Source organism: Pseudonocardia sp., assembly GCF_025465255.1.
Lineage (GTDB): Bacteria > Actinomycetota > Actinomycetes > Mycobacteriales > Pseudonocardiaceae > Pseudonocardia.
Genome location: NZ_JAODNI010000090.1, coordinates 1 through 26903, shown reverse-complemented (window position 1 = coordinate 26903; position 26903 = coordinate 1). Strand labels below are relative to the sequence as shown.

Sequence of the window (26903 nt, the reverse complement as noted above, 5' to 3'; positions counted from 1 at the left end):
TCGATCGGATCGGAACTTGAGGAGGCGCCTTCCGTGGCAGATCGTTCTGTCGGGACGAACGAGACCGAGGGGTTCACCGTCCACACGCCGGACGGTGACGCCCCACGACTCGTCGTGCGCGGCGCCCGCGAGCACAACCTGCGCGGCGTCGATCTCGACCTGCCCCGGGACAGCCTCGTCGTCTTCACCGGTCTGTCCGGCTCCGGCAAGTCCAGCCTCGCGTTCGACACGATCTTCGCCGAGGGCCAGCGCCGGTACGTCGAGTCGCTCTCGGCCTACGCCCGGCAGTTCCTCGGCCAGATGGACAAGCCGGACGTGGACTTCATCGAGGGCCTCTCGCCCGCGGTGTCGATCGACCAGAAGTCCACGAACCGCAACCCGCGCTCCACGGTCGGCACGATCACCGAGGTGTACGACTACCTGCGCCTGCTCTACGCGCGCGCCGGCGTCCCGCACTGCCCGGTCTGCGGCAGCGTGATCCGCAAGCAGACGCCGCAGCAGATCGTGGACCAGGTTCTGGAGATGGACGAGGGCAGCCGTTTCCAGGTGCTCGCCCCGGTCGTGCGGACCCGCAAGGGCGAGTTCGTGGACCTGTTCTCGTCGCTGCAGTCGCAGGGCTACTCCCGCGTGCTGGTCGACGGCGTGGTGCACCAGCTCAGCGACCCGCCGAAGCTGAAGAAGCAGGAGAAGCACGACATCTCCGTCGTCGTGGACCGGCTCTCGGTCAAGGCGAGCGCCAAGCAGCGGTTGACGGACTCGGTCGAGACGGCGTTGCGGCTGGCGGACGGCCTGGTGGTCCTGGACTTCGTGGACCTCGAGGACACGGACCCGGGCCGCGAGCGCCGCTTCTCCGAGCGGATGGCCTGCCCGAACGGCCACCCGCTCACCATGGACGACCTCGAGCCCCGCACCTTCTCCTTCAACTCGCCCTACGGGGCCTGCCCCGAGTGCCACGGCATCGGCGTCAAGAAGGAGACGGACCCGGAGCTCGTCATCCCGGACCCGGATCTCAGCCTGGCGGACGGCGCCATCGCGCCGTGGAACAACGGGCACAACGCCGAGTACTTCGGACGGCTGCTCTCCGGCCTGGCCAAGAGCATCGGCTTCCGCATGGACACGCCCTGGCGCAAGCTGCCGGCCGAGGCGCAGAAGGCGGTGCTGCACGGCAGCGAGGACCAGGTCCACGTCCGTTACCGCAACCGCTACGGCCGCGAGCGCTCGTACTATGCGAGCTTCGAGGGCGTCATCCCGTTCCTGGACCGGCGGCTGGACCAGACCGAGTCCGAGTCCCAGCGGGAGCGCTACGAGGGCTACATGCGGGACGTGCCGTGCCCGGCCTGCAAGGGCGCGCGGCTCAAGCCCGAGGTCCTCGCCGTCACACTCGGGCACCGCGAGCAGGGGGACCGGTCGATCGCCGAGGTCTCGGCGATGTCGGTGGCCGAGTGCGCCGAGTTCCTGAACGGCATGGTCCTGGACTCCCGGCAGGCCATGATCGCGGGCCGGGTGCTGAAGGAGATCCAGGCCCGCCTGGGCTTCCTGCTGGACGTCGGCCTGGAGTACCTGTCGCTGGACCGGGCCGCGGGCACGCTGTCCGGCGGCGAGGCCCAGCGGATCCGGCTGGCCACGCAGATCGGCTCCGGCCTGGTCGGCGTGCTCTACGTGCTCGACGAGCCGTCGATCGGCCTGCACCAGCGGGACAACCGCCGGCTGATCGAGACGCTGACCCGGCTCAAGGAGCTGGGTAACACGCTCATCGTCGTCGAGCACGACGAGGACACCATCCGTGCCGCGGACTGGGCCGTGGACATCGGCCCGGGCGCCGGCGAGCACGGCGGGTTCATCGTGCACAGCGGTACCGTCGCGGACCTCGAGTCCCACGACACGTCGCTCACCGGTGCGTACCTGTCCGGTCGGCGCTCGATCCCCGTGCCGGAGAAGCGGCGTGAGCTGGATCCGGAGCGCAAGCTGACCATCGTCGGCGCGCGGGAGCACAACCTGCGCGGGATCGACGTGGACATCCCGCTCGGCGGGCTCGTCTCGATCACCGGGGTGTCCGGGTCGGGCAAGTCCACGCTGATCAACGACATCCTCGCCACGGTCCTGGCGAACCGGCTCAACGGTGCCCGCCAGGTGCCCGGCCGGCACACCCGGATCAACGGGGTGGAGCAGCTGGACAAGCTCGTGCGGGTGGACCAGTCGCCGATCGGCCGCACTCCGCGCTCGAACCCCGCCACCTACACCGGCGTGTGGGACCAGGTCCGCAAGCTGTTCGCGGCCACGACCGAGGCGAAGGTCCGCGGCTACCAGCCCGGCCGGTTCTCGTTCAACGTCAAGGGCGGCCGCTGCGAGGCGTGCTCCGGAGACGGCACGATCAAGATCGAGATGAACTTCCTTCCGGACGTCTACGTCCCCTGTGAGGTGTGCAAGGGCGCCCGGTACAACCGGGAGACGCTCGAGGTGCACTACAAGGGCAAGACCGTCGCGGACGTCCTGGACATGCCGATCGAGGAGGCCGCGGAGTTCTTCGCGCCGATCAACTCGATCGCCCGGTACCTGCGCACGCTCGTGGACGTCGGGCTCGGCTACGTGCGGCTCGGCCAGCCCGCGCCCACACTCTCCGGTGGCGAGGCGCAGCGCGTGAAGCTGGCGAGCGAGCTGCAGAAGCGCTCGAACGGCCGGACGGTCTACATCCTCGACGAGCCGACGACGGGGCTGCACTTCGAGGACATCCGCAAGCTGCTGCTGGTGATCAACGGGCTGGTCGACAAGGGCAACTCGGTGATCGTCATCGAGCACAACCTGGACGTCATCAAGACCTCGGACTGGGTGGTCGACATGGGTCCGGAGGGCGGCTCGGGCGGGGGCACGGTCGTCGCCGAGGGCACGCCGGAGCAGGTCGCGGCCGCGGAGGCGAGCTACACCGGCCAGTTCCTGAAGGACCTGGTCGAGCCCGCCGCGGCGCCGGTCCGCAAGACCCGCCGGAAGAAGGTCGCGGCGGCGAGCTGAGCGGCCGATCCCGGCGGGCCCCGCCGGGTTCGGACCGGATCAGCGGGGTGCGATGTCGCCCGAGTCCGCGTCGTGGAGAACCGGGGTCGCCGGCCCGGTATCGGGCCGGTCGCCGGCGGCGCGCACGCCGCCGGTAGTCCCTGACGTCGGCCTCGCGCCGTCGAGCGGTGTGCCGTTCCGGCCAGTCGTGGGGGACGGGGCGGCGATCCGGTGCCTCAGCCGGCTGAACACGAACAGGGCGTGGCGCCGGGCGAGCGCACCGTAGGCGCCGATCCCGCCGGCGAGGACGTCGCGTCGGCGCACCGCCCAGCGCTTGTCCCCCGCCAGCGCCGCCGTGAACGCGCGCTGCGCCCGGAACTGCCGCCTGCCGGCCGCTCCCGAGAGCGAGGCGGGGTGGATCCGGAAGCCTCCCAGGGACTCGCGCAGCCCCACGAGGCGGCCGTGCTCCAGCAGACGCGACCAGAGCAGGAGGTCGCCGAGGAACTCCTCGTCCGGATCGAACCCGCCCACGGCCTCGAAGTCCGCCCGGCGGAACGTCACCGAGACCGGCGGTCCGATCGGGTTGCCGCCGTGGCGGACGATCGTCCGAACGACGTCGTCGCCGTTCAGGACGCCCACCAGTCCGCCCAGGAACCGGTTGCGGAACAGGATCCGGTCCGCGGGGTCGAGCATGTCGGCGCGCGCGGCGGCCATCGCCGCGTCCTCGTGCGTGCGCAGCGCGGCGACCTGCAGTTCCAGTGCGCGGGGCCGCAGCACGTCGTCCGCGCAGAGGAGCTTCACGAGCGGCGCCCGGCACAACCGGACCGCACGGTTCCAGTTGTGGGAGATCGGCACCGTCTCGTCCCGCCGTTCCAGCCGGATCCGCGGATCGTCGAACGAGGACACCACGGCGGAGGTGCCGTCGGTGCTGCCGTTGTCCAGGACGACGAGCTCGAAATCGGTGAAGGTCTGCGCGAGCACGCTCTCGACCGTCGCCCCGATGTACTTCGCGCCCTGGTAGGCGGGCACGCAGACCGATACGGCCGGGACGGGGCCGTCGGCCTCGTCGGTGACGGCCGCGGTGTGCTTCGGCATCGGTTGGGGGCCCTTCGGTCGGGCGGTCGGGCCCGAGGGCGGGAATCCGGTCGAGCGGATTCCCGAACGGTGACCCGCCACGGCGGTCGTCACGAGAACCTAACCGGTGACCGGGCGCGCGATCGAGGTGATCGACAGCTGGGACGGTCCGGGCGCCCGGCGGCCCCGCGGCGCGTCCGGGCGGTTCGGCAGAGGCGTCCGGTCCTGACCGCGACCCGTTCGCGTCCGTGCGAGGGGGGCTGCTACCCTTCGGAATGCGACCACCCCGTCGCGCGTTGATATGCGCGTCAGGGCGTTCAAGTGGAGCCCCGCTCCCACCCGCTCACCGAAGCATCATCAGGTGTCCGGGTTCCGGTCCGACGGTTCGGCGCAGTAACACCCCGCGTGGGTGGCGCCGTCCGTCATGATCGACGGGTCTTTGCTTGTCGTCGCCTGAAACGACGTCAATATGAGGAGACCCCATCACCACTGAGACACGCATCAACGACCGAATCCGCGTTCCCGAGGTCCGGCTCGTCGGACCCAACGGCGAGCAGGTCGGCATCGTGCGTATCGAGGACGCCCTGCGGCTGGCGCAAGAGGCCGAGCTGGATCTCGTCGAGGTCGCGGCCCAGGCCCGCCCGCCCGTCTGCAAGCTCATGGACTTCGGCAAGTTCAAGTACGAGAGCGCGCAGAAGGCCCGGGAGTCCCGGCGGAACCAGCAGCTCACGGTGATCAAGGAGCAGAAGCTCCGGCCGAAGATCGACACCCACGACTACGAGACCAAGAAGCGCAACGTGGTCCGTTTCCTCGAGGGTGGCAACAAGGTCAAGGTCACCATCATGTTCCGCGGACGCGAGCAGTCCCGACCCGAGCTCGGGTACCGGTTGCTGCAGCGCCTCGCGAAGGACGTGGAGGAGCTCGGTGTCGTCGAAGCCGCCCCGAAGCAGGACGGCCGCAACATGACGATGGTGATCGCTCCGACCAAGAAGCCGGTGAAGCGCGGGCCGGGTTCCCCGACCGCGTCGGAGGCCGCTGCGGCCGAGGCCGCTGCGTCGGAGGCCGCTGCGGCCGACGCTGCCGCGCCCGAGGCTGCCGCGTCCGAGGCTCCGGTCGAGGAGACGACGGCCTGACACGGTTCCGCGCACCCCCGGTGCGCGGGTCGTGAGCGCACCACACGACACTGACGCCCGCCCCCGGACGTCACCACTGAACGGATCAGCCATGCCCAAGAACAAGACGCACAAAGGCACCGCGAAGCGGATCAAGGTGACCGGCACCGGCAAGCTCCTGCGTCAGCAGGCCGGCCTGCGGCACCGCCTCGAGGTCAAGTCGAGCAAGGAGACGCGCGACCTGTCGCACGTCGTCGAGGTGGCCAAGCCCGACCAGAAGCGCATCAAGAAGCTGCTCGGACGCTGATCCTCCCTTCCCGCTGAACCCCCGGCCGACCGGTGCGTCACCCGCACCGGGACGGTCGACCGAGAGACAGGACTGACCCATGGCACGCGTGAAGCGCGCGGTCAACGCCCAGAAGAAGCGCCGCAGCACCCTCGAGGCGGCCAGTGGCTACCGAGGCCAGCGCTCGCGGCTGTACCGCAAGGCGAAGGAGCAGATGCTCCACTCGCTGAACTACGCGTACCGCGACCGCCGCGCCCGCAAGGGCGACTTCCGCCAGCTCTGGATCACCCGCATCAACGCGGCGGCCCGTGCGAACGGCATGACGTACAACCGCTTCATCCAGGGCCTGAAGGTCGCGGGCGTCGAGGTGGACCGCAAGAACCTGTCCGAGCTCGCGATCAGCGACCCGGCCGCGTTCGCCGCCCTCGTCGAGGTCTCGCGGGCCAACGTCCCGGCCCAGGGCGAGAAGTCCGAGAACACCGCCGCCTGATCAGGTGCTCGGCACTGAACGAACCCCGCGCGTCGTGGCAGCCCGCAAGCTGCTGCGGCGCGCGGGTCGTGAGAAGGCCGGAAAGTTCCTCGTCGAGGGCTCCCAGGCCGTTCGCGAGGCGCTCGGCGGAGCCCGGGTCCACGATCTCTTCGTCACCCCGGCCGCCCTCGAGCGCAATCCCGAACTGATCGCCGCCGCCGAGGCGGACGGCGTCCCGGTCACGATCGTCACGGACAGGGCGGCGGAGACGCTCTCGGACACCGTCACCCCGCAGGGCCTGATCGCGATCTGCGATCTCCTGGACGTGCCGCTGTCCACCGCGCTGGACGGCGCCCCCGCGCTGGTCGCGGTGCTCGCCGCCGTCGCGGAGCCCGGCAACGCCGGCACCGTCGTCCGGGCCGCCGACGCGGCCGGGGCGGACGCCGTCGTCCTCGCCGGGGACACGGTGGACCCGCATAACGGCAAGGCCGTGCGCGCCTCCACCGGCAGCGTCTTCCACCTGCCGCTCGCCCGCGAAAGGGACACCGGCGCCGTCCTCGACGCCTGTCGCGCCGCCGGGCTCACCCTGCTCGCCGCGGACGGCCAGGGCGAGCTGGACCTGCACGATCCCGCCGCCGCCGAGGTGCTGGCGCGCCCCACCGCGTGGATATTCGGTGGTGAGGCGCACGGCCTCCCGGAGACCGTGGCGGAGGCGGCCGACCACCGCGTCCGCGTCCCGCTGTACGGCCGTGCGGAGAGCCTCAACCTGGCCACGGCCGCGGCGGTCTGCCTGTACGCGAGCGCCGGAGCCCGGCGCTCTAGGATCACCGGCGTCCCCGTGACGCCCGGTAGCAGCCACGAAGCAATCAAAAAGGTGTGAGATGACCGAGAACGACTCCGACCTGCTCGATCCGGCGTCCCTCGACGCCGCGGTCAAGGCCGCGGTGGAGGCGTTCGCGGAGGCGGCGGATCTCGACGCGCTCGCCGCGGTCAAGCCCGCGCACCTGGGGGACAGGGCGCCGCTGCTTCTGGCCCGCCGCTCGCTGGGCTCGTTGCCCGGCAAGGAGCGCGCGGACGCGGGCAAGAGGGTCAACGCCGCCCGTCAGGAGGTGCAGGCCGGCTACGACGCGCGCCGCGAGGTCCTGCTCGCCGAGCGGGACGCCCGTGTCCTCGTCGAGGAGTCGGTCGACGTCACCCTGCCGTGGGACCGCCGCCCGCGTGGCGCCCGGCATCCCCTCACGCAGGTCTCCGAGCAGATCGCGGATGTGTTCGTCGGGATGGGCTGGGAGGTCGCGGAGGGCCCCGAGGTCGAGTCGTCGTGGCTCAACTTCGACGCGCTGAACTTCGGCAAGGACCACCCCGCGCGGACGATGCAGGACACCTTCTACCTGGGTGACTCGCAGGAGTCCGGACTCGTGCTGCGCACCCACACGTCACCGGTGCAGGTCCGCGCCCTGCTGGAGCGCGAGCTGCCCGTCTACGTCGTCTGCCCGGGCCGCACCTTCCGCACGGACGAGCTGGACGCCACCCACACCCCGGTGTTCCACCAGGTCGAGGGTCTGGCCGTGGACAAGGGCATCACGATGGCCCACCTCAAGGGCACGCTCGACGCGTTCGCCCGCGCCATGTTCGGGAGCGAGTCCCGGACCCGGCTGCGCCCGTCGTACTTCCCCTTCACCGAGCCGTCGGCGGAGGTCGACGTCTGGTTCCCGGAGAAGAAGGGCGGCGCCGGCTGGGTCGAGTGGGGCGGCTGCGGCATGGTCAACCCCAACGTCCTGCGCGCCTGCGGCATCGACCCCGACGTCTACTCCGGCTTCGCCTTCGGGATGGGCCTGGAGCGGACCCTGCAGTTCCGCAACGGCCTGCCGGACATGCGGGACATGGTCGAGGGCGACGTGCGTTTCAGCTGCGCCTTCGGCGTCTGACCTTTCTCACGTAACACAGTCGAGGAGTAAGCCCGTGCGCGTCCCCCTGTCCTGGCTCGCCGACCACGTCGCGTCCGTCCCGTCGGACGTCGACGCCGTGGCGGACGCGTTCGTACGCGTCGGGCTCGAGGTCGAGGAGATCCACGGCACGCCGGACGTCACCGGGCCGCTGACCGTCGGGCGCGTCGCCGAGATCGAGGAGCTCACGGGCTTCAAGAAGCCGATCCGGTACTGCCAGGTCGAGTTCGGCCCCGGCCCGGACGGCACCCCGGTGCGGCGCGGGATCGTCTGCGGCGCACGGAACTTCGCCGTCGGGGACCTGATCGTCGCCGCCCTGCCCGGCGCCGTGCTGCCCGGTCCGTTCCCGATCGCCGCGCGGAAGACCTACGACCACGTCTCCGACGGCATGATCGCCTCGGCCAAGGAGCTCGGCCTCGGCGCGGACCACAGCGGCATCCTCGTGCTGCCGCCCGGCTCCGCCGAGCCCGGCGACGACGCCCTGCCGGTCCTCGGCCTGGACGACCCGGTGATCGAGCTGGCCATCACGCCGGACCGCGGCTACTGCTTCGCCGTCCGCGGGATCGCGCGCGAGCTCGCGGCGTCCCTGGACGAGGACTACACGGACCCGGCGCTCCGCGCCGAGGTGCCGGAGGAGAAGACCGACTCCTGGCCCGTCCGGATCGACGACCCGGTGGGCTGCCCGCGGTACGTCGCCCGGCGCGTCTCGGGCGTCGACGCCTCGGCCCCGACGCCGTGGTGGATGCAGCGCCGGCTGCTCGCCGCCGGGATGCGCCCGATCTCGCTGACCGTCGACGTCACGAACTTCGTGATGCTGGATCTCGGCCAGCCGCTGCACGCGTTCGACGCCACCCGGTTGCGGGGCGAGATCGTCGTGCGCCGGGCCGCGAAGGGCGAGAAGCTCCGCACCCTCGACGACGTCGAGCGCACCCTGGACCCGGACGACCTGGTGATCACGGACGACTCCGGCCCGATCGCCCTCGCGGGGGTCATGGGCGGGGCCTCCACCGAGATCCCCGAGTCCGCCGAGGGCACCGTCGACGTGGTCATCGAGGCCGCGCATTTCCAGCCGACCTCGATCGCCCGGTCCGCGCGCCGGCACAAGCTGCCCAGCGAGGCGTCCAAGCGGTTCGAGCGGGCCGTGGACCCGCAGCTTCCGCCGATCGCCGCCGAGCGCGCCGCGAGGCTGCTCGCCGAGTACGGCGGCGGCACCGTCGAGCCCGGCCGCACGGACGTGGGCGCCGCTCCGGTGCTCCCGCCCGTCCGGATGGCACTGGACCTGCCGGACCGGACCGCGGGCGTCACGTACGACCGCGGTGTCACGGTGCAGCGGCTGACCCAGGTCGGCTGCACCGTCGAGCTCGAGACCGGCGCGGACGGCCGCGGCGTCGTGGTCGCGACGCCGCCGTCCTGGCGGCCGGACCTGGACTCCCCGGCGGACCTCGTCGAGGAGGTGCTGCGGCTCGAGGGCTACGAGACGATCCCGTCGACGCTGCCCGCCGCGCCCGCAGGCCGCGGACTCACCCCGGCGCAGGTCCGGACCCGCGCGGTGTCCCGCACGCTCGCCGAGGCCGGGTTCGTCGAGGTCGAGCCGTTCCCGTTCGTCGGCGACGCGGTGTGGGACGCGCTGGGTCTCGACGCCGGCGACGTCCGCCGCAGGACGGTGAAGGTCCTCAACCCGCTCGACGCGGACCGGCCCAGGCTCACCACGACCCTGCTGCCCGGGCTGCTCGAGACGCTGGTCCGGAACAAGGCGCGCGGGTTCGACGACCTGGCGCTCTTCCAGATCGGCCAGGTCGTGCTGCCGCACGCACAGCAGGTGCCGATGCCGGACCCGGGCGTTACCGAGCGGCCGTCGGACGCCGAGATCGCCATGATCGAGGCGGCTCTGCCGGCGCAGCCGCGGCACGCCGGTGCCGTGCTGGCCGGGAACCGCGAGCCGCTCGGCTGGTGGGGACGTGGCCGGCAGGCCGGCTGGGCGGACGCGATCGAGGCGGGCCGGCTGGTCGGCGCCGTCGCGGGCGTCGAACTGCGGGTGACGAAGGCGGCGCTCGCGCCGTGGCACCCGGGCCGCTGCGCCGCGCTGCGGGTGGGGGAGTGGGTCGTCGGGCACGCCGGCGAGCTGCACCCCAAGGTCGTCGAGGCCCTCGGGCTGCCGCCGCGGACCTGCGCGATGGAGCTGGACCTGGACGCGATCCCGCTGCAGGACCGCCGCCCGGCGCCGCGCGTCTCGCCGTATCCGCCGGTCACGGTCGACGTCGCGCTGGTGACCGCGGACGACGTGCCCGCCGCCGAGGTGGCGTCCGCGCTGACCGTCGGCGGCGGGGACCTGCTGGAGGACGTCCGGCTCTTCGACGTCTACACCGGGGACCAGGTCGGCGAGGGCAACCGCTCGCTCGCCTTCTCCCTGCGCTTCCGCGCCGCCGACCGGACCCTCACCAACGAGGAGGCGAACGCGGCGCGGGACGCGGCGATCGCCGTCGCGGCGGAACGCTGCGGGGCCGTCCTGCGCTGACCGCGGTTCAGCTGCGGCCGACGACGCCCGTCGCCGCGAGGATCCGGCCGAGCACCGCCGGGATCATGGCCCAGACGGCGAACGCCCATGCGCCCAGCAGCGGGAACAGCGGGATCGAGATCAGAAAGCCGAGCCCGGTGACCACGGAGAGGACCCAGCCCCGGCGGCGCAGGTGCTCCGGGGTGCCGGGAACGAACGCCCGCTGGTGGGCGACCACGGCCACGATCAGCGCGAACACGCAGACCTGCAGGGACTGGGCGAGCGCGTAAAGGCCGAAGCGGGCGAGGTCGAGGTGCCCCTCCTCGATCACCCGGGTCAGGAACGGGGTGACCACGATCAGCAGCAGCCATCCCATGTTCAGCCAGATGACGCCGGTCGAGGCCCGGCCGACGTAGCGGAACACCCGGTGGTGGAGGGTCCAGTGCCGGGCGATCACCGCGAAGCTGATCAGGAAGGTGAGGTACTGGTTCCAGTTCGCGGCGAAGCCCGCGGCGAGCTCGACCACCGAGTCGCCCTGCGGCACCCGCAGCTCGATCGCCAGGAGGGTGATCGCGATCGCGACCACCGCGTCGGAGAAGAACGCCAGACGTTCCGCCGCGCCCCGCTCGGTCGAGCCGTAGTCCTCCGCGCCGTAGTCCTCCGCGGCAGGGACGCCCGACGGGGGGCTCGCGACGGCGCTCAGGTCCGGCTCCACGGGCGCGTCAGCCATGTGCGGAGCCTAGTGCCGGGTCAGCCGGCGCGTTGCGCGATCTCCGACCGCACCAGCGGCGCGACCTTCGTCCCGAGCAGCTCGATCGCCCGCATGACGTCGGCGTGCGGCACTTCACCGATCGGGAACTGCAGCAGCGTGCGGTCGTGGCCGAACAGCTCGTGCTGGAAGAGGATCTTCTCCGCGACCAGCCCCGGGTCCCCGACGACGTACGCGCCCCGCAGTCCGGTCATCGCCTCGAACGCCGCGCGGGAGGTGGGGCCCCAGCCGCGCTCCTGCCCGATGCGGTTCATCACCCCGGAGTGGGCGGGATAGTAGATGTCCGCCGCCCGCGCCGCGTCGTCGGCGACGAAGCCGTGCAGGTTGAGGCTCAGCGGTGCCTGCCCGTGTCCGCCCTCGGCGAGGGCGCGGCGGTGCAGGTCCGCGAGCGGGGCGAACCGTTCCGGCATGCCGCCGATGATCGCGAGCGCCATCGGCAGGCCCAGCAGCCCGGCGCGCACCACGGACTGCGGATTGCCGCCGACGGCGACCCACACTGGCAGCGGGTCCTGGACCGGGCGCGGGAAGACGGGCTGGTCGGTGAGTGCGGGGCGATGCTTTCCGGACCAGGTCACCCGCCCGTCGGCCCGCAGGGCGAGGAGCAGGTCCAGCTTCTCGGCGAACAGCTCGTCGTAGTCGGCGAGGTCGTGACCGAACAGGGGAAACGACTCGGTGAACGACCCGCGGCCGGCCATGATCTCGGCACGACCCTCGGACAGCAGGTCGAGCGTGGCGAACTGCTGGAACACCCGCACCGGGTCGTCCGAGGACAGCACGGTGACCGCGCTGGTCAGGCGGATGCGCTCGGTCCGTTCCGCGGCCGCGGCGAGGATCATCGCCGGGACGGACGCGGCGTAGTCCGCGCGGTGGTGCTCGCCGACGCCGTAGACGTCGAGTCCCACCTGGTCCGCCAGCTCGATCTCCTCGACGACCTCCCGCACCCGCTGTGCGGGACCGACACCCGCGCCGGTGGGATCGATGTCCGCGAAGGTGTACACGCCCAGTTCCACGCCCGGTTGAACAATCAACCACCCGGTCCTGTTCCCGGAGCGCGCCGATCAGCCGGAACGGACGAGCTGCAGCAGCTCCCGCACCGAGGTGTCGGGCAGGTACGCCTTCGTGAGCGCGAGGCCGATGCGCGGGAGGTCTGCCTCGTCCCGGTAGAGCAGGTGCATCGGCTCGTAGCGTGGCTGGAACTTCGCCTTGAACGAGTGCAGCGAGCAGAACCCGTAGAGCGGCTCGAGCCGGGCGCCCAGGGTGTCGAGCAGCCGGTCCAGCGCCGCGGCGACCTCGCCCTTCCCGGTCCTGGCCAGCGGCGCGCCGGACAGCGAGACCCCGGTGGCGCCGTCGTCCTTGAACGCCAGGCAACTGGACGCGATCAGGAACTCGACCACCGGGCGGAAGGCGCCGTCGTCCCGGCGCCGCATGACGTCCAGGGTCCATCCGCGGACGGCGCCTCCCGGGGCGTGGACCGGCAGCCACGACGTGACGCCCTGGATCACACCGTCCGCGTCCTCGGCGAGCCCGACACGGACCTGGGGGTCGAGCGCCTCGTCGATCCCGCCGAGCGGACGTCCTGCCAGGCCTTGCCGCGGAACTCCAGGTCGGGCAGGTCCACCAGGGTGTCCTCGGCGATCTGGACGGTGAGCCAGCCCGCCTCCCGGGCCTCGCGGGCCGTCGCGTCGGAGGCGGAGAACACGCACGGGACCAGCCCGGACATCTCGCTGCTGCGCGCGAACTCCCGCAGCGCCGCGGCCCGGTCCTCCGGCGGACCGATCGCTTCCCCCAGCCCGATCGCGACGCCGGCGTGGGCCTGCCAGGCCTGGCACGACCGCCCGTCGTCGGTGCCGAAGTACCGGTTCTCGGGCCAGGTCGCCATCCAGGAGACCGTGCTGCCGCCGTGCTGCTGCAGCAGGTCCACGGCGGTGTCCCGATCGGTGCCGGTGCCGGTGCCGCGCCGCTTGCGCCGCGACGGGACGCGGAACGCCGCGCTACCGGCGACGAGCACGACCAGCAGCGCCACCCAGATCAACCGGTCCGCCACGAACGTCGAGCTCAGGTCCAGGCGGGCGTCGACCGGCTTCAGCACCGCGATGACGATCGCCAGGACGAGGACCAGCAACCCGAGCACGAGGTTGAGCGCGGAGAGCCCGACCGCCCACCGCCAGGCGACCCGGTGGCCCTTCCGGATCCCGTTGACCAGCAGGGCCCCGAGCACCACGACGGTCGCGACGTCGATCAGCGAGTTCCCCGCGTCGCCGGTGTCGCCCAGCGGCCCGTCGCTCGGCAGGAAGTAGCTCAGCGCCGTCCCGACCACGATCAGCACCAGCCCGCCGACCGCGAGCAGCCGCCACTCGCGCCTGCTGGGCCGGCCCGGCTCCCGGACGCCGAGGTGGCGGGTCAGCCGTGGCCCGGCGGCCAGCCCGAGAGCGACGACCAAGAAGTGCTCGAAATCGGCCAGCGATCCGAGATAGACGACGGAGACGATCACGTAGAGGCCGAGGAGGAGACGGACGCGGAGCCGCCACGGCGGCCGCAGGACGGCCGAGGCGACCGCGAGGACGGCCATGGCCCCCGCCGAGAACCCCATGTCGAGGCGTTGGGACAGGTCGACGGCCCAGCGCCACCCGGTGCCGCGCACGGAGAGCAGGAAGCCTGCGGCGACCAGGACCCCGACGAGCTGGCCCACCACCGTGACCGCGGCGGCGAGCCGAGTGCCGAGCAGCCACTCGCCGATGCCGACGAGCAGGGCGAAGCTCCCGATCATCGCCATGGCGGAGAGCGGGGTGACGGCCAGGAAGGGACCGGTCAGCAGCGTCCACCAGCGCCCTTCTAGGAACGACGGCAGCCCGTAGGCGACCTGGGGGTACCAGCTCCGGTCCTCCGCCGCGGACCAGAACGTGCCGGTGGCCAGGCCGACGAGCAGGGTGACTACGGCCGACGAGGTGAAGGGGAGCCTGCGCCGGAGAGCGCCGGCTCACGGCAGGCGCGTCAGCGCCACGCGGCCCGCGGCCCGCCACTGCGCGTCCGACGGCCTCCGCTCGGCCACCGCGATCGTGATCAGATAGGTCCGCGAGGCGATCTGCATCGTCGGGCCGCTCGCGGTGTCGACGACCGCCGCCGCGTCGCCCACCTCGGACAACTCCCGTCGCCCGAGACCCGCGCGGACCACGTCGGCCGGTGCGCCGCCGCGGACGCCGTAGACGTTCACCGCGGCGAGCGCCGGCGGGTCGCCCTCCCTCGCGGCGGCGGTGCAGCCGCGGGCCGTGGTGCCGTCGGCGTGGCTGGTCGTGCCGTTCTCCGGCGGATCGACCGGGGCGTCCAGCAGCGAGGCGAGCTCGGCGGCGTCGAGCAGGCACTCGTCCCGGACCGCGTCGCCGAGCAGCACGGGGCCGCTGGTCCGGGCGGGCGCCGCCACCGTCGTGCCCGCGGTCGGAAGCGGCTCGGCGACGGCGTTCCCGGCGATCGCCCGGCCACACCCGGTGGACAGGACCACGAGGAGGAGACCGCCGCTCAGCGCGCGGAGGGGGCGTGTTCGGCGCACGGGCGGACGGTAGCGACGAGCCGTGCCCGCTCGTGGCCGTTCCGCGGAATTGCTCCCGCTAGCGTGCCGCCCGTGCGTGACGACGGACATGCGCCCGCGCTCCCGGACGCGGGGCTGCCGAACAGCAGCGGCAGCACGTACCGCCTCGCCGCGTGAACACTCCGGACGGCCGGCAGGGCCGGATCAGGGTCCTCGCCCTCGCCCTGGTGATGCGCGGGGAGGAGCTGCTGGTCTTCCGCGGGAACGACCCCGCCACCGGGAAGGTCTTCCACCGGCCCCTGGGCGGCGTCGAGTGCGGCGAGACCGGGGCGGAGGCGCTGCGCCGGGAGATGCTCGAGGAGCTCGGCGCGGAGATCGCGGACGTGCGCCTGCGTGGCGTCCTCGAGAACCTCTTCACCTGGGACGCGCGGCCCTGGCACGAGATCGTCATGCTCTTCGACGCAACGTTGCGGACCCCGCGCTGTACGCGCGGGACGATCTCGTGGCCACGGGGCACACCGTAAGGGTGAGGTCCGACGGAACCGACTTGCATGAGCTTGCATCGGTCTGCATACTCATCCGCGTGGTACGGATCGCGGTGGCAGGGGCCAGCGGGTACGCCGGGGGAGAGCTGCTCAGGCTGCTCCTCGGGCACCCGGATGCGGAGATCGGCGCGCTGACGGCGGGCGGCAACGCGGGCAGGCGACTGGGTGAGTTCCAGCCGCACCTGGCGCCGCTGGCCGACCGGGTCCTGGGGGAGAGCACGGCGGAGGTCCTCGCCGGCCACGACGTCGTCTTCCTCGCGCTGCCGCACGGGAAGTCCGCCGAGATCGCCGCCCGGCTCGGGGACTCGGTGCTGGTCGTGGACTGCGGCGCGGACCACCGGCTCAACGACGCGGCGGCGTGGGACCGCTGGTACGGCGGGGAGCACGCCGGGCACTGGCCGTACGGCCTGCCCGAGCTGCCCGGCGCGCGGGACGCCCTGCGCGGCACGAAGCGGGTCGCCGTCCCCGGCTGCTACCCGACGGCCACCAGCCTCGCCCTGTTCCCCGCGCTGGTCGCGGGCCTCGTCGAGCCGGACGTCGTGATCACCGCGGTGACCGGGACCTCCGGCGCGGGCAGGTCGCTCAAGCCGCACCTGCTCGGCGCCGAGGTCATGGGCTCGCTCTCCGCCTACGGCGTGGGAGGCGTGCACCGGCACACCCCGGAGATCGCCCAGAACCTGTCGGGGGCCTCCGGTACACCGGTCTCCGTGAGCTTCACCCCGGTCCTGGCCCCGCTCCCGCGCGGCATCCTCGCGTCCTGTTCCGCCTCCCTGACGGGCGACGGCGCGAACGTGCGGGAAATCTACGAGAAGGCCTACGCGGACGAGCCCTTCGTCCAGCTGCTGCCCGAGGGCCAATGGCCCACGACGGGCGCGACGCTCGGCTCCAACAACGTCCAGCTCCAGGTGGCGGTGGACGCGGACGCCAAGCGGCTGGTCGTCGTCTCGGCGATCGACAACCTCACGAAGGGCACGGCCGGCGGCGCCGTGCAGTGCATGAACCTAGCCCTCGGCCTCCCCGAGACCACCGGCCTGCCGACGACGGGAGTGGCTCCGTGAGCGTCACCGGACCCAAGGGCTTCCGGGCTTCCGGCGTCACGGCCGGGATCAAGGCCAACGGCCGGCCGGACCTGGCGCTCGTCGTCAACGACGGGCCCGAGTTCACCGCCGCGGGCGTCTTCACCCGCAACAAGGTCAAGGCCGCGCCCGTCCTCTGGTCCCAGCAGGTCGTGTCCACCGGGACCCTGCGCGCGGTCGTCCTCAACTCCGGTGGCGCCAACGCCTGCACCGGCCCGAAGGGCTTCCAGACCGCCCACGCGACGGCCGAGAAGGCCGCCGACGCCCTCGGCAGTGTCGATCAGCCCTGGGGCGCCGTCGACGTCGCGATCTGCTCGACCGGCCTGATCGGCGCGCAGCTCCCGCGCGAGATTGTGCTGGCCGGGGTCGAGAAGGCGGTCGGCTCGCTCGAGTCCACGGCCGAGGGCGGCCTGGCCGCCGCCACCGCGATCATGACGACGGACACGGTGCCCAAGGAGGCACGGCACGTCGACGAGGCGGGCTGGAGCGTCGGCGGCCTCACCAAGGGCGCGGGCATGATCGCGCCGTCGATGGCCACGATGCTGTCCGTCGTCACCACGGACGCGGTCGTCGACGCGGCCACGCTCGAGGAGTCGCTCCGCGCGGCCGTGCGGGTCAGCTTCGACCGGCTCGACGTCGACGGCTCCATGTCCACCAACGACACCGTGCTGGCCCTGGCCTCGGGTGCCTCCGGCATCACCCCCGAGCCGGCCGCGCTCACCGCGGCGTTCACCGCGGTCTGCAAGGACCTGGCGAAGCAGATGCAGGCGGACGCCGAGGGCGTCACCAAGCGCATCCTGGTCCGGGTCACCGGCGCGGCGAGCGAGGACGACGCCGTGACGGTCGCCCGTACCGTCGCCCGGGACAGCCTGGTCAAGACCGCGTTGTTCGGATCGGACCCCAACTGGGGCCGGGTCGCCGCGGCCGCCGGCTACGCGGACGCGGACCTCGACCCCGAGAAGCTGGACGTCACGATCAACGGCGCCCTGCTCTGTGCCGGCGGCGTCGCGGCCGCGGACCGTGCCGAGGCGGACCTGTCCGGCGAGGACATCCTCGTCGAGGTCTCGCTCGGGCTCGGGGACGGCACCGCGGAGATCCTCACGACGGACCTGTCGCACGCGTACGTGGAGGAGAACAGTGCCTACTCCTCCTGAGATCACCGGCCTCGCCACCCGGCTGAAGCGGGCCGGGGAGAAGGCGGGCGTGCTCGCCGAGGCCCTGCCCTACCTGCAGCGGTTCCACGGGAAGATCGTCGTGGTCAAGTACGGCGGCAACGCCATGATCGACGACGAGCTGAAGCAGGCGTTCGCCCAGGACATGATGTTCCTGCGGCTCGCGGGCATCCACCCGGTCGTCGTGCACGGCGGCGGCCCCCAGATCAGCGCGATGCTGAAGCGGCTCGGCCTGCCGGGGGAGTTCCGCGGCGGGCTTCGGGTGACCACCCCCGAGACGATCGACGTGGTCCGGATGGTGCTGGTCGGCCAGGTCGGGCGCGAGCTCGTCGGGCTGATCAACCAGCACGGTCCCTACGCCGTCGGGCTGTCCGGCGAGGACGCCGGCCTGTTCACCGCGGAGAAGCGCACGGCGCTCGTCGACGGTGAGGCCGTGGACATCGGCCTGGTCGGCGACGTCGTGCAGGTCAACCCGGACGCGGTGCTGGACATCGTGAAGGCCGGGCGGATCCCGGTCGTCGCCGGCGTCGCGCCGGACGTCGACGGGCAGGTCTACAACATCAACGCCGACAGCGCCGCCGCGGCGCTGGCGGCGGCCCTCGACGCCACGAAGCTGGTGGTGCTCACGGACGTCGAGGGCCTGTACGCGAACTACCCCGATCCCGAGTCGATCATCAGCGAGCTGACCGCCGCCGAGCTGGAGCCGATGCTCCCGCAGCTCGAGAGCGGGATGGCGCCGAAGATGGAGGCCTGCCTGCGGGCGGTCCGGGGCGGGGTCCCCCAGGCGCACGTGATCGACGGGCGGATGCCGCACTCGGTGCTGCTCGAGGTGTTCACGAGCGAAGGAGTCGGAACGATGGTGGTGCCGTCATGACCACGTACGCGGAGCGGTGGCAGCACTCGCTCATGAACAACTACGGCACCCCGCCGCTGACGCTGGTCCGCGGCGAGGGCGCCGAGGTGTGGGACGCCGAGGGCCGCCGCTACCTGGATCTGGTCGGCGGCATCGCGGTCAACTCGCTCGGCCACGCCCACCCGGCCGTCGTCAAGGCCGTGACCCGGCAGATCTCCACGCTGGGGCACACGTCGAACCTCTACATCACCGAGCCGCCGCTGCAGCTGGCCGAGAAGCTCCTGGGACTGCTGGACCAGCCGAGCGCCCGGGTCCTGTTCTGCAACTCCGGCGCCGAGGCCAACGAGGCCGCCTTCAAGATCGCGCGGCGGACCGGCCGCCCGCACATCGTCGCCTGCCAGGACGCGTTCCACGGCCGCACCATGGGCGCGCTCGCGCTCACCGGGCAGCCGGCCAAGCGGGAGCCGTTCGAGCCGATGCCCCCGGGCGTCTCGCACATCCCGTTCGGGGACGTCGCGGCGCTCGAGGCCGCGGTCACCGAGGACACCGCCGCGGTGTTCCTCGAGCCGATCCTCGGCGAGGCGGGGGTGATCGTGCCGCCGGAGGGCTACCTGCGGGCGGCCCGGGAGATCACCGCGGCCAAGGGCGCGCTGCTGGTGCTCGACGAGGTGCAGACCGGGATCGGCCGGACCGGCGCGTGGTTCGCGCACCAGCCGCTCGGGATCGTCCCGGACGTCGTGACGCTGGCCAAGGGACTCGGCGGCGGCCTGCCGATCGGCGCCTGCATCGGGATCGGGGACGCGGGCGCCCTGCTCGAGCCCGGCCAGCACGGGACGACCTTCGGGGGCAACCCGGTCAGCTGCGCCGCGGCGCTCGCGGTGCTCGGCACGATCGCGAACGACGGCCTGCTCGAGCACGTCACGCAGCTCGGCAAGGAGATCTCGACCGCGATCGAGGAGATGACGCACCCGATGGTCACGGACGTGTCGGGGGCCGGGCTGCACATCGGCGTCGGCCTGAACCAGCCCGTCTCCGCGGCCGTGGCCTCGGTGGCCCGGGAGCGCGGGTACCTGGTCAACAACGCGGTACCGACCCGGATCCGGCTCGCGCCGCCGCTGGTCCTCACCCAGGAGCAGGCGCGCGGGTTCCTCGATGCGCTGCCGGGGATCCTGGACACCGCGGGCGGGACCGTCTGATGGCCTCCGCATCCGGACCCAGGCACATGCTGCGGGACGACGACCTCTCGCCCGCCGAGCAGGCCGAGGTCCTCGCCCTGGCGGCCGAGATGAAGAAGGACCGCTTCGCGCACCGCCCGCTGGCCGGGCCGAGGCCGGTCGCGGTGATCTTCGACAAGTCGTCGACCCGGACCCGGATCTCGTTCGAGGTGGGGATCAGCCAGCTCGGCGGCAGCCCGGTCATCCTGGACGCCGCCACCAGCCAGCTCGGCCGCGGCGAGACGATCGAGGACACCTCTCGGGTGCTGTCCCGCTTCGTCGACGCGGTGGTGTGGCGGACCGGTGGGCAGAGCCGCATCGAGGCGATGGCGAGCGTGTCCTCGGTGCCGGTCGTCAACGCGCTGACGGACGAGTTCCACCCCTGCCAGGTCCTCGCGGACCTGCAGACGATCCAGGAGCGCTTCGGCCGGCTCGCCGGCCTCACCCTGACCTACCTCGGCGACGGCGCGAACAACATGGCGCACTCGCTGCTCCTCGGCGGCGCGACGGCCGGCATGCACGTCCGGATCGCCGCGCCGGAGGGCTTCACCCCGGACCCGGACGTCCTGCGCGACGCGAAGGCCCGGGCGGCGGAGACCGGCGGCGGCGCCGAGCTGATCCTGGATCCGCAGGCGGCCGTGGAGGGTGCGGACGTGCTGGTCACGGACACGTGGGTGTCCATGGGCCAGGAGGACGACGGGCTGGACCGGGCGGCGCCGTTCCGCCCGTACCAGATCAACGCCGAGCTCCTCGCCCGCGCGAACGAGGGCGCGATCGTCCTGCACTGCCTGCCCGCGCACCGCGGGGACGAGATCACCGACGAGGTGATGGACGGCCCGGCGAGCCTGGTCTGGGACGAGGCGGAGAACCGGTTGCACGCGCAGAAGGCACTCCTCGCCTGGCTGATGGAACCGGGGCGAGCGGGACGATGACCACCGCCCGCACCAACGGCGGTGCCCGCTCCAGTACCGCCACCCGCGTCGCCCGGCAGGCCCGGATCGTCGAGCTGATCACCCGGCGTGCCGTGCACAGCCAGGGCGAGCTGCTCGCGCTCCTCGAGGCCTCGGGCATCGAGACCACGCAGGCCACCCTGTCCCGGGACCTCGACGACCTGGGCGCGGTCAAGCTGCGCGGTGCGGACGGCGGCACGCCCGTCTACGTCATCCCGGAGGACGGCAGCCCGGTGCGCGGTGTCGAGGGCGGCACCACCAGGCTGAGCCGGATGCTGGGGGAGCTGCTCGTGTCGGCGGACGCGAGTGGGAACCTGGCCGTGCTCCGAACCCCGCCCGGCGCGGCGCACTACCTTGCGAGTGCGCTGGACCGGGCGGCCCTGCACGACGTCGTCGGCACCATCGCCGGGGACGACACGATCTTCGTGGTCGCGCGCGAGCCGCTCACCGGCGCCGAGCTCGCGCAGCGCCTCCAAGCACTACCCACGAACAAACAGCACGAAGGAGAACTCTCATGACGGACCGGGTCGTACTGGCCTACTCGGGTGGGCTGGACACCTCGGTGGGCATCGGGTGGATCGCCGAGGAGACCGGTGCCGAGGTGGTGGCCGTGGCCGTCGACGTCGGCCAGGGCGGCGAGGACCTCGAGGAGATCCGCAAGCGGGCGCTGGCCTGCGGTGCGGTCGAGGCCGTGGTCGCCGATGCCCGCGACGAGTTCGCCGAGCAGTACTGCCTGCCGGCGCTGCAGGCCAACGCGCTCTACATGGACCGCTACCCGCTGGTCTCCGCGATCTCGCGGCCGCTGATCGTCAAGCACCTGGTCGAGGCCGCGAAGTACCACGGCGCCTCGACGGTCGCGCACGGCTGCACCGGCAAGGGCAACGACCAGGTCCGCTTCGAGGTCGGCATCCAGGCGCTCGCGCCCGAGCTGAACTGCATCGCGCCGGTCCGTGACTTCGCCTGGACCCGCGAGAAGGCGATCCAGTACGCCGAGCAGCACAACCTGCCGATCGACGTCACCAAGAAGTCGCCGTACTCGATCGACCAGAACGTCTGGGGCCGCGCCGTCGAGACGGGCTTCCTCGAGGACATCTGGAACGCGCCGATCGAGGACGTCTACTCCTACACGCAGAACCCGGCCGAGCCACGGGACGCGGACGAGGTGGTCATCCGCTTCGAGAAGGGCGTGCCGGTCGCGATCGACGACAAGCCGGTCACCGTGCTGCAGGCGATCGAGGAGCTCAACCGCCGTGCCGGTGGCCAGGGCATCGGCCGCCTCGACATGGTCGAGGACCGGCTCGTCGGCATCAAGAGCCGCGAGGTGTACGAGGCGCCGGGCGCGATCGCGCTGATCACCGCGCACCAGGAGCTGGAGAACGTCACCGTCGAGCGGGACCTCGCCCGGTTCAAGCGGACGGTCTCGCAGCGCTGGACCGAGCTGGTCTACGACGGCCTGTGGTTCTCCCCGCTGAAGTACGCGCTGGACACGTTCGTCGCGCAGACCCAGGAGTACGTCTCCGGCGAGGTGCGGATGACGCTGCACGCCGGCAACGCCACCCCGACGGGCCGCCGCTCGGACGCGTCGCTGTACGACTTCAACCTCGCCACCTACGACGAGGGCGACGCGTTCGACCAGAGCCTCGCCAAGGGCTTCGTCCAGCTCTGGGGCCTGCCCAGCAAGATCGCCGCCCGCCGGGCGCAGCGGCTGGGGGGCTCCTCGCAGTGAGTGGGGCTGCTCTCTGGGGCGGCCGGTTCGCGTCCGGTCCGGCCGACGCGCTGGCCGCCCTGAGCAAGTCGACGCACTTCGACTGGCGGCTCGCCCCCTACGACATCCGCGGGTCGAAGGCCCACGCCCGGGTGCTCGCCCGGGCGGGCCTGCTCAGCGACGACGAGCTCGCCGGGATGCTCGACGCCCTGACGAAGCTGGAGTCGGAGGTCGAGTCCGGCGCGTTCGGGCCCGCTCCGGACGACGAGGACGTGCACACGGCGCTCGAGCGAGGCCTGATCGAGCGGGCCGGGCCGGAGCTGGGCGGCAAGCTCCGCGCCGGCCGGTCCCGCAACGACCAGGTGGCGACGCTGTTCCGGATGTGGCTGCGCGACGCGACGCGCCGGATCGGCGCGGGTGTCCTGGACGTCGTCGACGCGCTGGTGGCGCAGGCCGAGGCGCACCCGGACGCGCCGATGCCCGGCCGTACCCACCTGCAGCACGCGCAGCCGGTGCTCCTCGGCCACCAGCTGGCCGCGCACGCCCACGCGCTGCTGCGGGACGTCGACCGGCTGCGGGACTGGGACAAGCGGGCCGCGGTCTCGCCGTACGGGTCGGGTGCGCTCGCGGGCTCGTCCCTCGGGCTGGACCCGGAGGCGGTGGCGGCCGAGCTGGGCTTCGACTCGTCGTCGGCGAACTCGATCGACGGCACGGCGTCCCGGGACTTTGCCGCGGAGGCGGCGTTCGTCCTGGCCATGGTTTCGGTGGACCTGTCCCGGCTGGCCGAGGAGATCATCCTCTGGGCCACCGCGGAGTTCTCCTACGTCACCCTCGACGACGCGTTCTCCACCGGCAGCTCGATCATGCCGCAGAAGAAGAACCCGGACGTCGCGGAGCTCGCACGGGGCAAGGCCGGCCGGCTGATCGGCAACCTCGCCGGGCTGATGGCCACGCTCAAGGGCCTGCCGCTGGCGTACAACCGGGACCTCCAGGAGGACAAGGAGCCGCTGTTCGACTCCGCGGAGCAGCTGGACCTGCTGCTGCCCGCGGTGGCCGGCATGGTGTCGACCCTGGTCTTCCACACGGACCGGCTGGCCGAGCTGGCCCCGGCGGGGTTCACCCTCGCGACGGACATCGCGGAGTGGCTCGTCCGCCAGGGCGTCCCGTTCCGGGTCGCGCACGAGGCCGCGGGCGGCTGCGTCCGGGCCGCCGAGGCCCGTGGCGTAGGCCTGGACGAGCTGACGGACGCCGAGCTCGCGGGCGTCCATCCGGCGCTCACGGCCGCGGTCCGCGAGGTCCTCACCGTTCCCGGCTCGATCGCCTCGCGGAACTCCCGCGGCGGGACGGCGGGGGAGCGGGTCGCCGAGCAGCTCGACGAGCTGCAGGGCGCGAGTGCGGACGCCCGCGTGTGGGTGAGTGCCTGACTTGTCGGACGGACTGATCCGCCGCGAGGAGCTCGCCTCCGACGTGCTCCCCGCGGCGGCGAGACTCCTCGGCTGCACCGTCGAGGCGGACACACCCGACGGTCTGGTGGCGGTGCGCCTTGTCGAGGTCGAGGCGTACCGCGGGGCGGACGACCCCGCGTCGCACAGCTTCCGGGGCCGGACCCCGCGAAACGGCGTGATGTTCGGCCCCGCCGGGTGCCTCTACGTGTACTTCGTCTACGGGATGCACTTCTGTGCCAACGTCTCCTGCATGGTCGACGGGCAGGCGGGCGCGGTCCTGCTCCGCGCCGGGGAGGTGCTCTCCGACCCCGGGGTGGCTCGCGTCCGCAGGCCCACCGCGAAGCGGGATGTCGACCTCGCCCGGGGGCCGGCCCGGCTCGCGTCGCTGCTGGGGCTCACCCGCGAACGCAACGGCGTCGATGTCACCGATCCGGCGTCCCCGGTCCGGGTCCGTGCCGGCGAGCCGGTCCCGCGCAGCATGATCCGCAGAGGCCCGCGCGTCGGTGTCGCGGCGGCCGCCGACCTGCCATGGCGGTTCTGGATCGACGGGTCCCCGGCGGTGAGCCAGTACCGGCCGGGCAAGATCCGCACCCCGGTAGTGGACCCTACGGATAGGGCATCCTAACCTCACCTATGTGAAGAATGATCGTCGGCCGATCCGCCGACTTCTGAGGACCTCGTCCCTCGTCCTCGTGGCCGCGTTCGCACTGGCCGCGTGCGGTTCGGACGGGGGTGCGAGCGGATCGGACCCGTCGTCCGGCGCGGCAGCCGCCGGCGGCGCCTTCCCGGTGACGGTGTCGCACGAGTACGGCAGCACGACCATTCCGGCGGCCCCGCAGCGCGTCGTCTCCCTCGGGTACACGGACCAGGACGCGATCCTCGCGCTCGGCACCGTTCCCGTGGCGATCCGCGAGTTCACCGGGCAGAAGCCGTCCGCGACGTGGGAGTGGGCGCAGGACAAGCTCCAGGGGCAGACGCCGACGGTGCTGCCGGTCGGCGAGGTCGGCACCGAGGCGATCGCGGCGCTGCGCCCGGACCTGATCATCGGGATCTCGGCGGGCCTGACGCAGGAGCAGTACGACATGTACTCGAAGATCGCTCCCGTGGTCGCGTCGCCGCAGGGCTTCATCGACTACGGCACCCCGTGGCAGGACGCCACCAGGCTCACCGGGCAGGCGCTCGGGAGATCCGCGGAGGCGGAGGAGCTGGTCGGCGACCTGGAAGCCCGGTTCACACAGGTGAAGCAGCAGTACCCGGCGCTCATGGGTAAGGCCGCCGCCGGAGTCCGGCCGAGCACCGCGGACAACGCGTCGTTCTTCGTGTGGGGTTCGCAGGACCTGCGCGCCCGGTTCCTCCAGTCGCTCGGCATGACCATCCCCGCCGAGTTCGACCGGCTGGCGGACCGGAACTTCTACGCGACGATCTCCACCGAGGAGATCGGCAAGCTGAACCAGGCGGACGTCCTGGTGCTGATCACCGCGAGTGAGGCGGAGCGGACGGCGTTCCAGTCCCTGCCCGGCTACGCGAACCTGACGGACGTGCAGCAGGGCAGGGTCGTCACGCTCGACGACCAGGCGTCCGCCGCGTTGTCCTTCTCCAGCGTGCTGAGCCTGCCGTCAGTGCTGGACACGCTCCCGGGTCAGCTGGCCGGCACGCTCGGCTGATGCCTACCTCCGACCGGACGGCCGGTGTCCCACCCGGGGCACCGGCCGTCTCCGCGACCGGGGAGTATGGATTCTGTGAGCACGCACATCCTCGACGAGCTGGACTGGCGCGGCCTGATCGCGCAGAGCACGGACCGCGACGCGCTCCGGCGGGACCTCGACGGTCCCGAACCGCTCACGCTGTACTCGGGCTTCGACCCGACCGGCCCGAGCCTGCACGCCGGACACCTCGTCCCGCTCCTGACACTGCGGCGGTTCCAGCAGGCGGGAGCGCGGCCGATCGTGCTGGCCGGCGGGGCGACCGGGATGATCGGCGACCCGCGCGACGTGGGGGAGCGCACCCTCAACAGCGCGGACGTCGTCCGGAACTGGTCGGACCGCATCCGCGGGCAGCTCGAACGCTTCGTGGAGTTCGACGACTCCCCGACGGGCGCGCTGGTGGCGAACAACCTGGACTGGACGGGCGGGCAGGGGGTGCTGGACTTCCTCCGGGACGTCGGCAAGCACTTCTCCGTCAACGTGATGCTGGGCCGCGAGACGGTGAAGCGGCGCCTGGAGTCCGACGGGCTGTCCTACACCGAGTTCAGCTACCTCCTCCTGCAGTCCCAGGACTACCTCGAGCTCTACCGGCGCCATGGTTGCCGGTTGCAGATCGGCGGCTCGGACCAGTGGGGGAACATCGTCGGCGGCGTGGAGCTCGTCCGGCGGGTGGACTCCGGGAGCGTGCACGCGCTGACGACGCCGCTCGTCACGGACTCCGAGGGACGCAAGTTCGGCAAGTCCACGGGCGGCGGCAACATCTGGCTGGACCCGGAGATGACGTCGCCGTACGCCTGGTACCAGTACTTCGTGAACGTCGGGGACGCCGAGGTGGGCCGTTACCTGCGCCTGTTCACCTTCCTGGAGCGCGAGGAGATCGAGGCGCTGGAGCGGGACGTCGTCGAACGCCCCCACCTGCGTTCCGCACAGAAGCGGCTGGCCGAGGAGCTCACGACGCTCGTGCACGGCAAGTACCAGACCGAGCAGGTGATCGCCGCGAGCCAGGCGTTGTTCGGTCGCGGCGAGCTGGCTGGGCTGGATGCCGGAACCCTCGACGCCGCGATGTCCGAGGTCCCGAACGCGACGACCCGCCTCGAGGAGAAGCCGACGATCGTCGACCTCCTGCTGTCGACCGGGCTGGTGGACAGCCGGGGCGCCGCACGCCGGGCGGTGAAGGAGGGCGGCGCCTACGTGAACAACGTGAAGGTGCCGGACGAGGAGTGGACGCCGACCGCCGGGGACCTCCTCGCGAACCGTTGGCTCGTGGTGCGCAGGGGCAAGCGGAACCTCGCCGGGGTGCGCGTCGAGCCCTGAGGCCGGGCGACGGGTGGTCGCGCTCCGCGGGCCTTGCACCGCCGCCGCAACCGGATCGACCCCGAAACCGCCTCTGAACTGCGAAAACGCCGAGAAGGCACCCCCCTTTCACTGGCCCGGATCAGGGCGTGTAACTTTCTCCAGGTCGCCAGGAACGGACAGCACGACAGACCGGGACGAGTTCTTCGGCCCAGAGTCAGTGTCCGGGATGTGGGCGGCGAGCTTCCGGTTGGTGGTCCCTCCTGGTGGGGGAGGATCGGCTGGGCGCGGG

22 protein-coding genes and 2 pseudogenes are annotated in these 26903 nt (G+C 72.3%); 19 read left to right on the top strand and 5 right to left on the bottom strand.

Annotation, left to right across the window (positions count from 1 at the left end; all coding sequences use genetic code 11):
* The first annotated feature begins 114 nt into the window (after nt 1-114).
* Nucleotides 115-3006: an excinuclease ABC subunit UvrA gene (gene uvrA / locus JWP64_RS09550; protein ID WP_297494881.1), complete on the top strand. Its 2892-nt coding sequence runs from the start codon at nt 115-117 to the stop codon at nt 3004-3006.
* 39 nt (nt 3007-3045) lie between these two features.
* Here the strand turns inward: uvrA and JWP64_RS09545 are convergent, their stop codons facing one another.
* The gene (locus JWP64_RS09545) at nt 3046-4080 is read right to left on the bottom strand and encodes a glycosyltransferase (protein WP_297494780.1); all 1035 of its coding nucleotides are present in this window, start codon (nt 4078-4080) and stop codon (nt 3046-3048) included.
* Nucleotides 4081-4541: 461 nt separating this feature from the next.
* On the opposite strand from JWP64_RS09545, the pseudogene infC reads away from it, so the two are divergent.
* The 6 genes and pseudogenes from infC to pheT all read left to right on the top strand — a co-directional run.
* A pseudogene (gene infC / locus JWP64_RS09540) lies at nt 4542-5054 on the top strand (translation initiation factor IF-3); the annotation flags it as partial.
* A 229-nt stretch (nt 5055-5283) separates the two neighbouring features.
* Nucleotides 5284-5478 carry a 50S ribosomal protein L35 gene (rpmI, locus tag JWP64_RS09535; RefSeq protein WP_297494777.1) on the top strand — a complete coding sequence of 65 codons (195 nt, stop codon included), beginning with the start codon at nt 5284-5286 and terminating at the stop codon, nt 5476-5478.
* A 79-nt stretch (nt 5479-5557) separates the two neighbouring features.
* Nucleotides 5558-5947 carry a 50S ribosomal protein L20 gene (gene rplT, locus JWP64_RS09530; RefSeq protein ID WP_297494774.1) on the top strand — a complete coding sequence of 130 codons (390 nt, stop codon included), beginning with the start codon at nt 5558-5560 and terminating at the stop codon, nt 5945-5947.
* 34 nt (nt 5948-5981) lie between these two features.
* Nucleotides 5982-6806: an RNA methyltransferase gene (locus tag JWP64_RS09525; protein WP_297494770.1), complete on the top strand. Its 825-nt coding sequence runs from the start codon at nt 5982-5984 to the stop codon at nt 6804-6806.
* Nucleotide 6807: 1 nt separating this feature from the next.
* Complete coding sequence (gene pheS / locus JWP64_RS09520; protein WP_297494767.1) at nt 6808-7851, top strand: phenylalanine--tRNA ligase subunit alpha; 1044 nt, start codon at nt 6808-6810, stop codon at nt 7849-7851.
* 34 nt (nt 7852-7885) lie between these two features.
* Complete coding sequence (pheT, locus tag JWP64_RS09515) at nt 7886-10384, top strand: phenylalanine--tRNA ligase subunit beta (protein WP_297494763.1); 2499 nt, start codon at nt 7886-7888, stop codon at nt 10382-10384.
* Between the two features lie 7 nt (nt 10385-10391).
* Here pheT and JWP64_RS09510 read toward each other — a convergent pair whose 3' ends face one another.
* The 4 genes and pseudogenes from JWP64_RS09510 to JWP64_RS09495 form a co-directional block, all read right to left on the bottom strand.
* Nucleotides 10392-11093 carry a TMEM175 family protein gene (locus JWP64_RS09510; protein ID WP_297494760.1) on the bottom strand — a complete coding sequence of 234 codons (702 nt, stop codon included), beginning with the start codon at nt 11091-11093 and terminating at the stop codon, nt 10392-10394.
* A 20-nt stretch (nt 11094-11113) separates the two neighbouring features.
* Nucleotides 11114-12142, bottom strand: a complete 1029-nt coding sequence (locus JWP64_RS09505) for an LLM class flavin-dependent oxidoreductase (RefSeq protein WP_297494757.1) — start codon at nt 12140-12142, stop codon at nt 11114-11116.
* 48 nt (nt 12143-12190) lie between these two features.
* A pseudogene (locus JWP64_RS09500) lies at nt 12191-13011 on the bottom strand (DUF2156 domain-containing protein).
* Between the two features lie 1098 nt (nt 13012-14109).
* On the bottom strand, nt 14110-14676 hold the full coding sequence (locus JWP64_RS09495) for a hypothetical protein (protein ID WP_297494755.1): 567 nt from the start codon (nt 14674-14676) through the stop codon (nt 14110-14112).
* Nucleotides 14677-14828: 152 nt separating this feature from the next.
* Here JWP64_RS09495 and JWP64_RS09490 point away from each other — a divergent pair, with 152 nt between their 5' ends.
* The 12 genes from JWP64_RS09490 to tyrS all read left to right on the top strand — a co-directional run bounded on the left by JWP64_RS09490 (nt 14829) and on the right by tyrS (nt 26632).
* A complete protein-coding gene (locus JWP64_RS09490) occupies nt 14829-15179 on the top strand; it encodes an NUDIX domain-containing protein (protein ID WP_297494752.1) in 351 nt (116 codons plus the stop codon).
* Between the two features lie 68 nt (nt 15180-15247).
* Nucleotides 15248-16258 carry an N-acetyl-gamma-glutamyl-phosphate reductase gene (argC, locus tag JWP64_RS09485; protein ID WP_297494878.1) on the top strand — a complete coding sequence of 337 codons (1011 nt, stop codon included), beginning with the start codon at nt 15248-15250 and terminating at the stop codon, nt 16256-16258.
* Nucleotides 16255-17430: a bifunctional glutamate N-acetyltransferase/amino-acid acetyltransferase ArgJ gene (gene argJ / locus JWP64_RS09480; protein WP_297494750.1), complete on the top strand. Its 1176-nt coding sequence runs from the start codon at nt 16255-16257 to the stop codon at nt 17428-17430. Before argC ends, argJ begins: the two co-directional genes overlap by 4 nt.
* A complete protein-coding gene (gene argB / locus JWP64_RS09475) occupies nt 17414-18322 on the top strand; it encodes an acetylglutamate kinase (protein WP_297494747.1) in 909 nt (302 codons plus the stop codon). The genes argJ and argB overlap by 17 nt, the downstream gene beginning before the upstream one ends.
* Nucleotides 18319-19497 carry an acetylornithine transaminase gene (locus JWP64_RS09470; RefSeq protein WP_297494744.1) on the top strand — a complete coding sequence of 393 codons (1179 nt, stop codon included), beginning with the start codon at nt 18319-18321 and terminating at the stop codon, nt 19495-19497. The genes argB and JWP64_RS09470 overlap by 4 nt, the downstream gene beginning before the upstream one ends.
* Complete coding sequence (argF, locus tag JWP64_RS09465; protein WP_297494741.1) at nt 19497-20447, top strand: ornithine carbamoyltransferase; 951 nt, start codon at nt 19497-19499, stop codon at nt 20445-20447. The genes JWP64_RS09470 and argF overlap by 1 nt, the downstream gene beginning before the upstream one ends.
* On the top strand, nt 20444-20983 hold the full coding sequence (locus JWP64_RS09460) for an arginine repressor (protein WP_297494736.1): 540 nt from the start codon (nt 20444-20446) through the stop codon (nt 20981-20983). The genes argF and JWP64_RS09460 overlap by 4 nt, the downstream gene beginning before the upstream one ends.
* A complete protein-coding gene (locus JWP64_RS09455; RefSeq protein WP_297494733.1) occupies nt 20980-22191 on the top strand; it encodes an argininosuccinate synthase in 1212 nt (403 codons plus the stop codon). Before JWP64_RS09460 ends, JWP64_RS09455 begins: the two co-directional genes overlap by 4 nt.
* The gene (gene argH, locus JWP64_RS09450; RefSeq protein ID WP_297494730.1) at nt 22188-23594 is read left to right on the top strand and encodes an argininosuccinate lyase; all 1407 of its coding nucleotides are present in this window, start codon (nt 22188-22190) and stop codon (nt 23592-23594) included. Before JWP64_RS09455 ends, argH begins: the two co-directional genes overlap by 4 nt.
* Nucleotides 23587-24240, top strand: coding sequence for a DNA-3-methyladenine glycosylase (locus tag JWP64_RS09445; RefSeq protein WP_297494727.1), 654 nt, complete (start codon nt 23587-23589; stop codon nt 24238-24240). The genes argH and JWP64_RS09445 overlap by 8 nt, the downstream gene beginning before the upstream one ends.
* A 67-nt stretch (nt 24241-24307) precedes the next feature.
* Entirely contained in the window at nt 24308-25279 is a 972-nt protein-coding gene (locus tag JWP64_RS09440; RefSeq protein ID WP_297494724.1) for an iron-siderophore ABC transporter substrate-binding protein, read from the top strand.
* Between the two features lie 75 nt (nt 25280-25354).
* Entirely contained in the window at nt 25355-26632 is a 1278-nt protein-coding gene (tyrS, locus tag JWP64_RS09435; RefSeq protein WP_297494722.1) for a tyrosine--tRNA ligase, read from the top strand.
* Nucleotides 26633-26903 lie beyond the last annotated feature (271 nt).

Coding starts and splice junctions, on each gene's coding strand:
- rpmI (WP_297494777.1), top strand. CDS start 5,284: ATGCCCAAGAACAAGACGCACAAAGGCACCGCGAAGCGGATCAAGGTG.
- rplT (WP_297494774.1), top strand. CDS start 5,558: ATGGCACGCGTGAAGCGCGCGGTCAACGCCCAGAAGAAGCGCCGCAGC.
- JWP64_RS09460 (WP_297494736.1), top strand. CDS start 20,444: ATGACCACCGCCCGCACCAACGGCGGTGCCCGCTCCAGTACCGCCACC.
- JWP64_RS09470 (WP_297494744.1), top strand. CDS start 18,319: ATGACCACGTACGCGGAGCGGTGGCAGCACTCGCTCATGAACAACTAC.
- JWP64_RS09455 (WP_297494733.1), top strand. CDS start 20,980: ATGACGGACCGGGTCGTACTGGCCTACTCGGGTGGGCTGGACACCTCG.
- argF (WP_297494741.1), top strand. CDS start 19,497: ATGGCCTCCGCATCCGGACCCAGGCACATGCTGCGGGACGACGACCTC.
- pheS (WP_297494767.1), top strand. CDS start 6,808: ATGACCGAGAACGACTCCGACCTGCTCGATCCGGCGTCCCTCGACGCC.
- JWP64_RS09510 (WP_297494760.1), bottom strand. CDS start 11,093: ATGGCTGACGCGCCCGTGGAGCCGGACCTGAGCGCCGTCGCGAGCCCC.
- JWP64_RS09545 (WP_297494780.1), bottom strand. CDS start 4,080: ATGCCGAAGCACACCGCGGCCGTCACCGACGAGGCCGACGGCCCCGTC.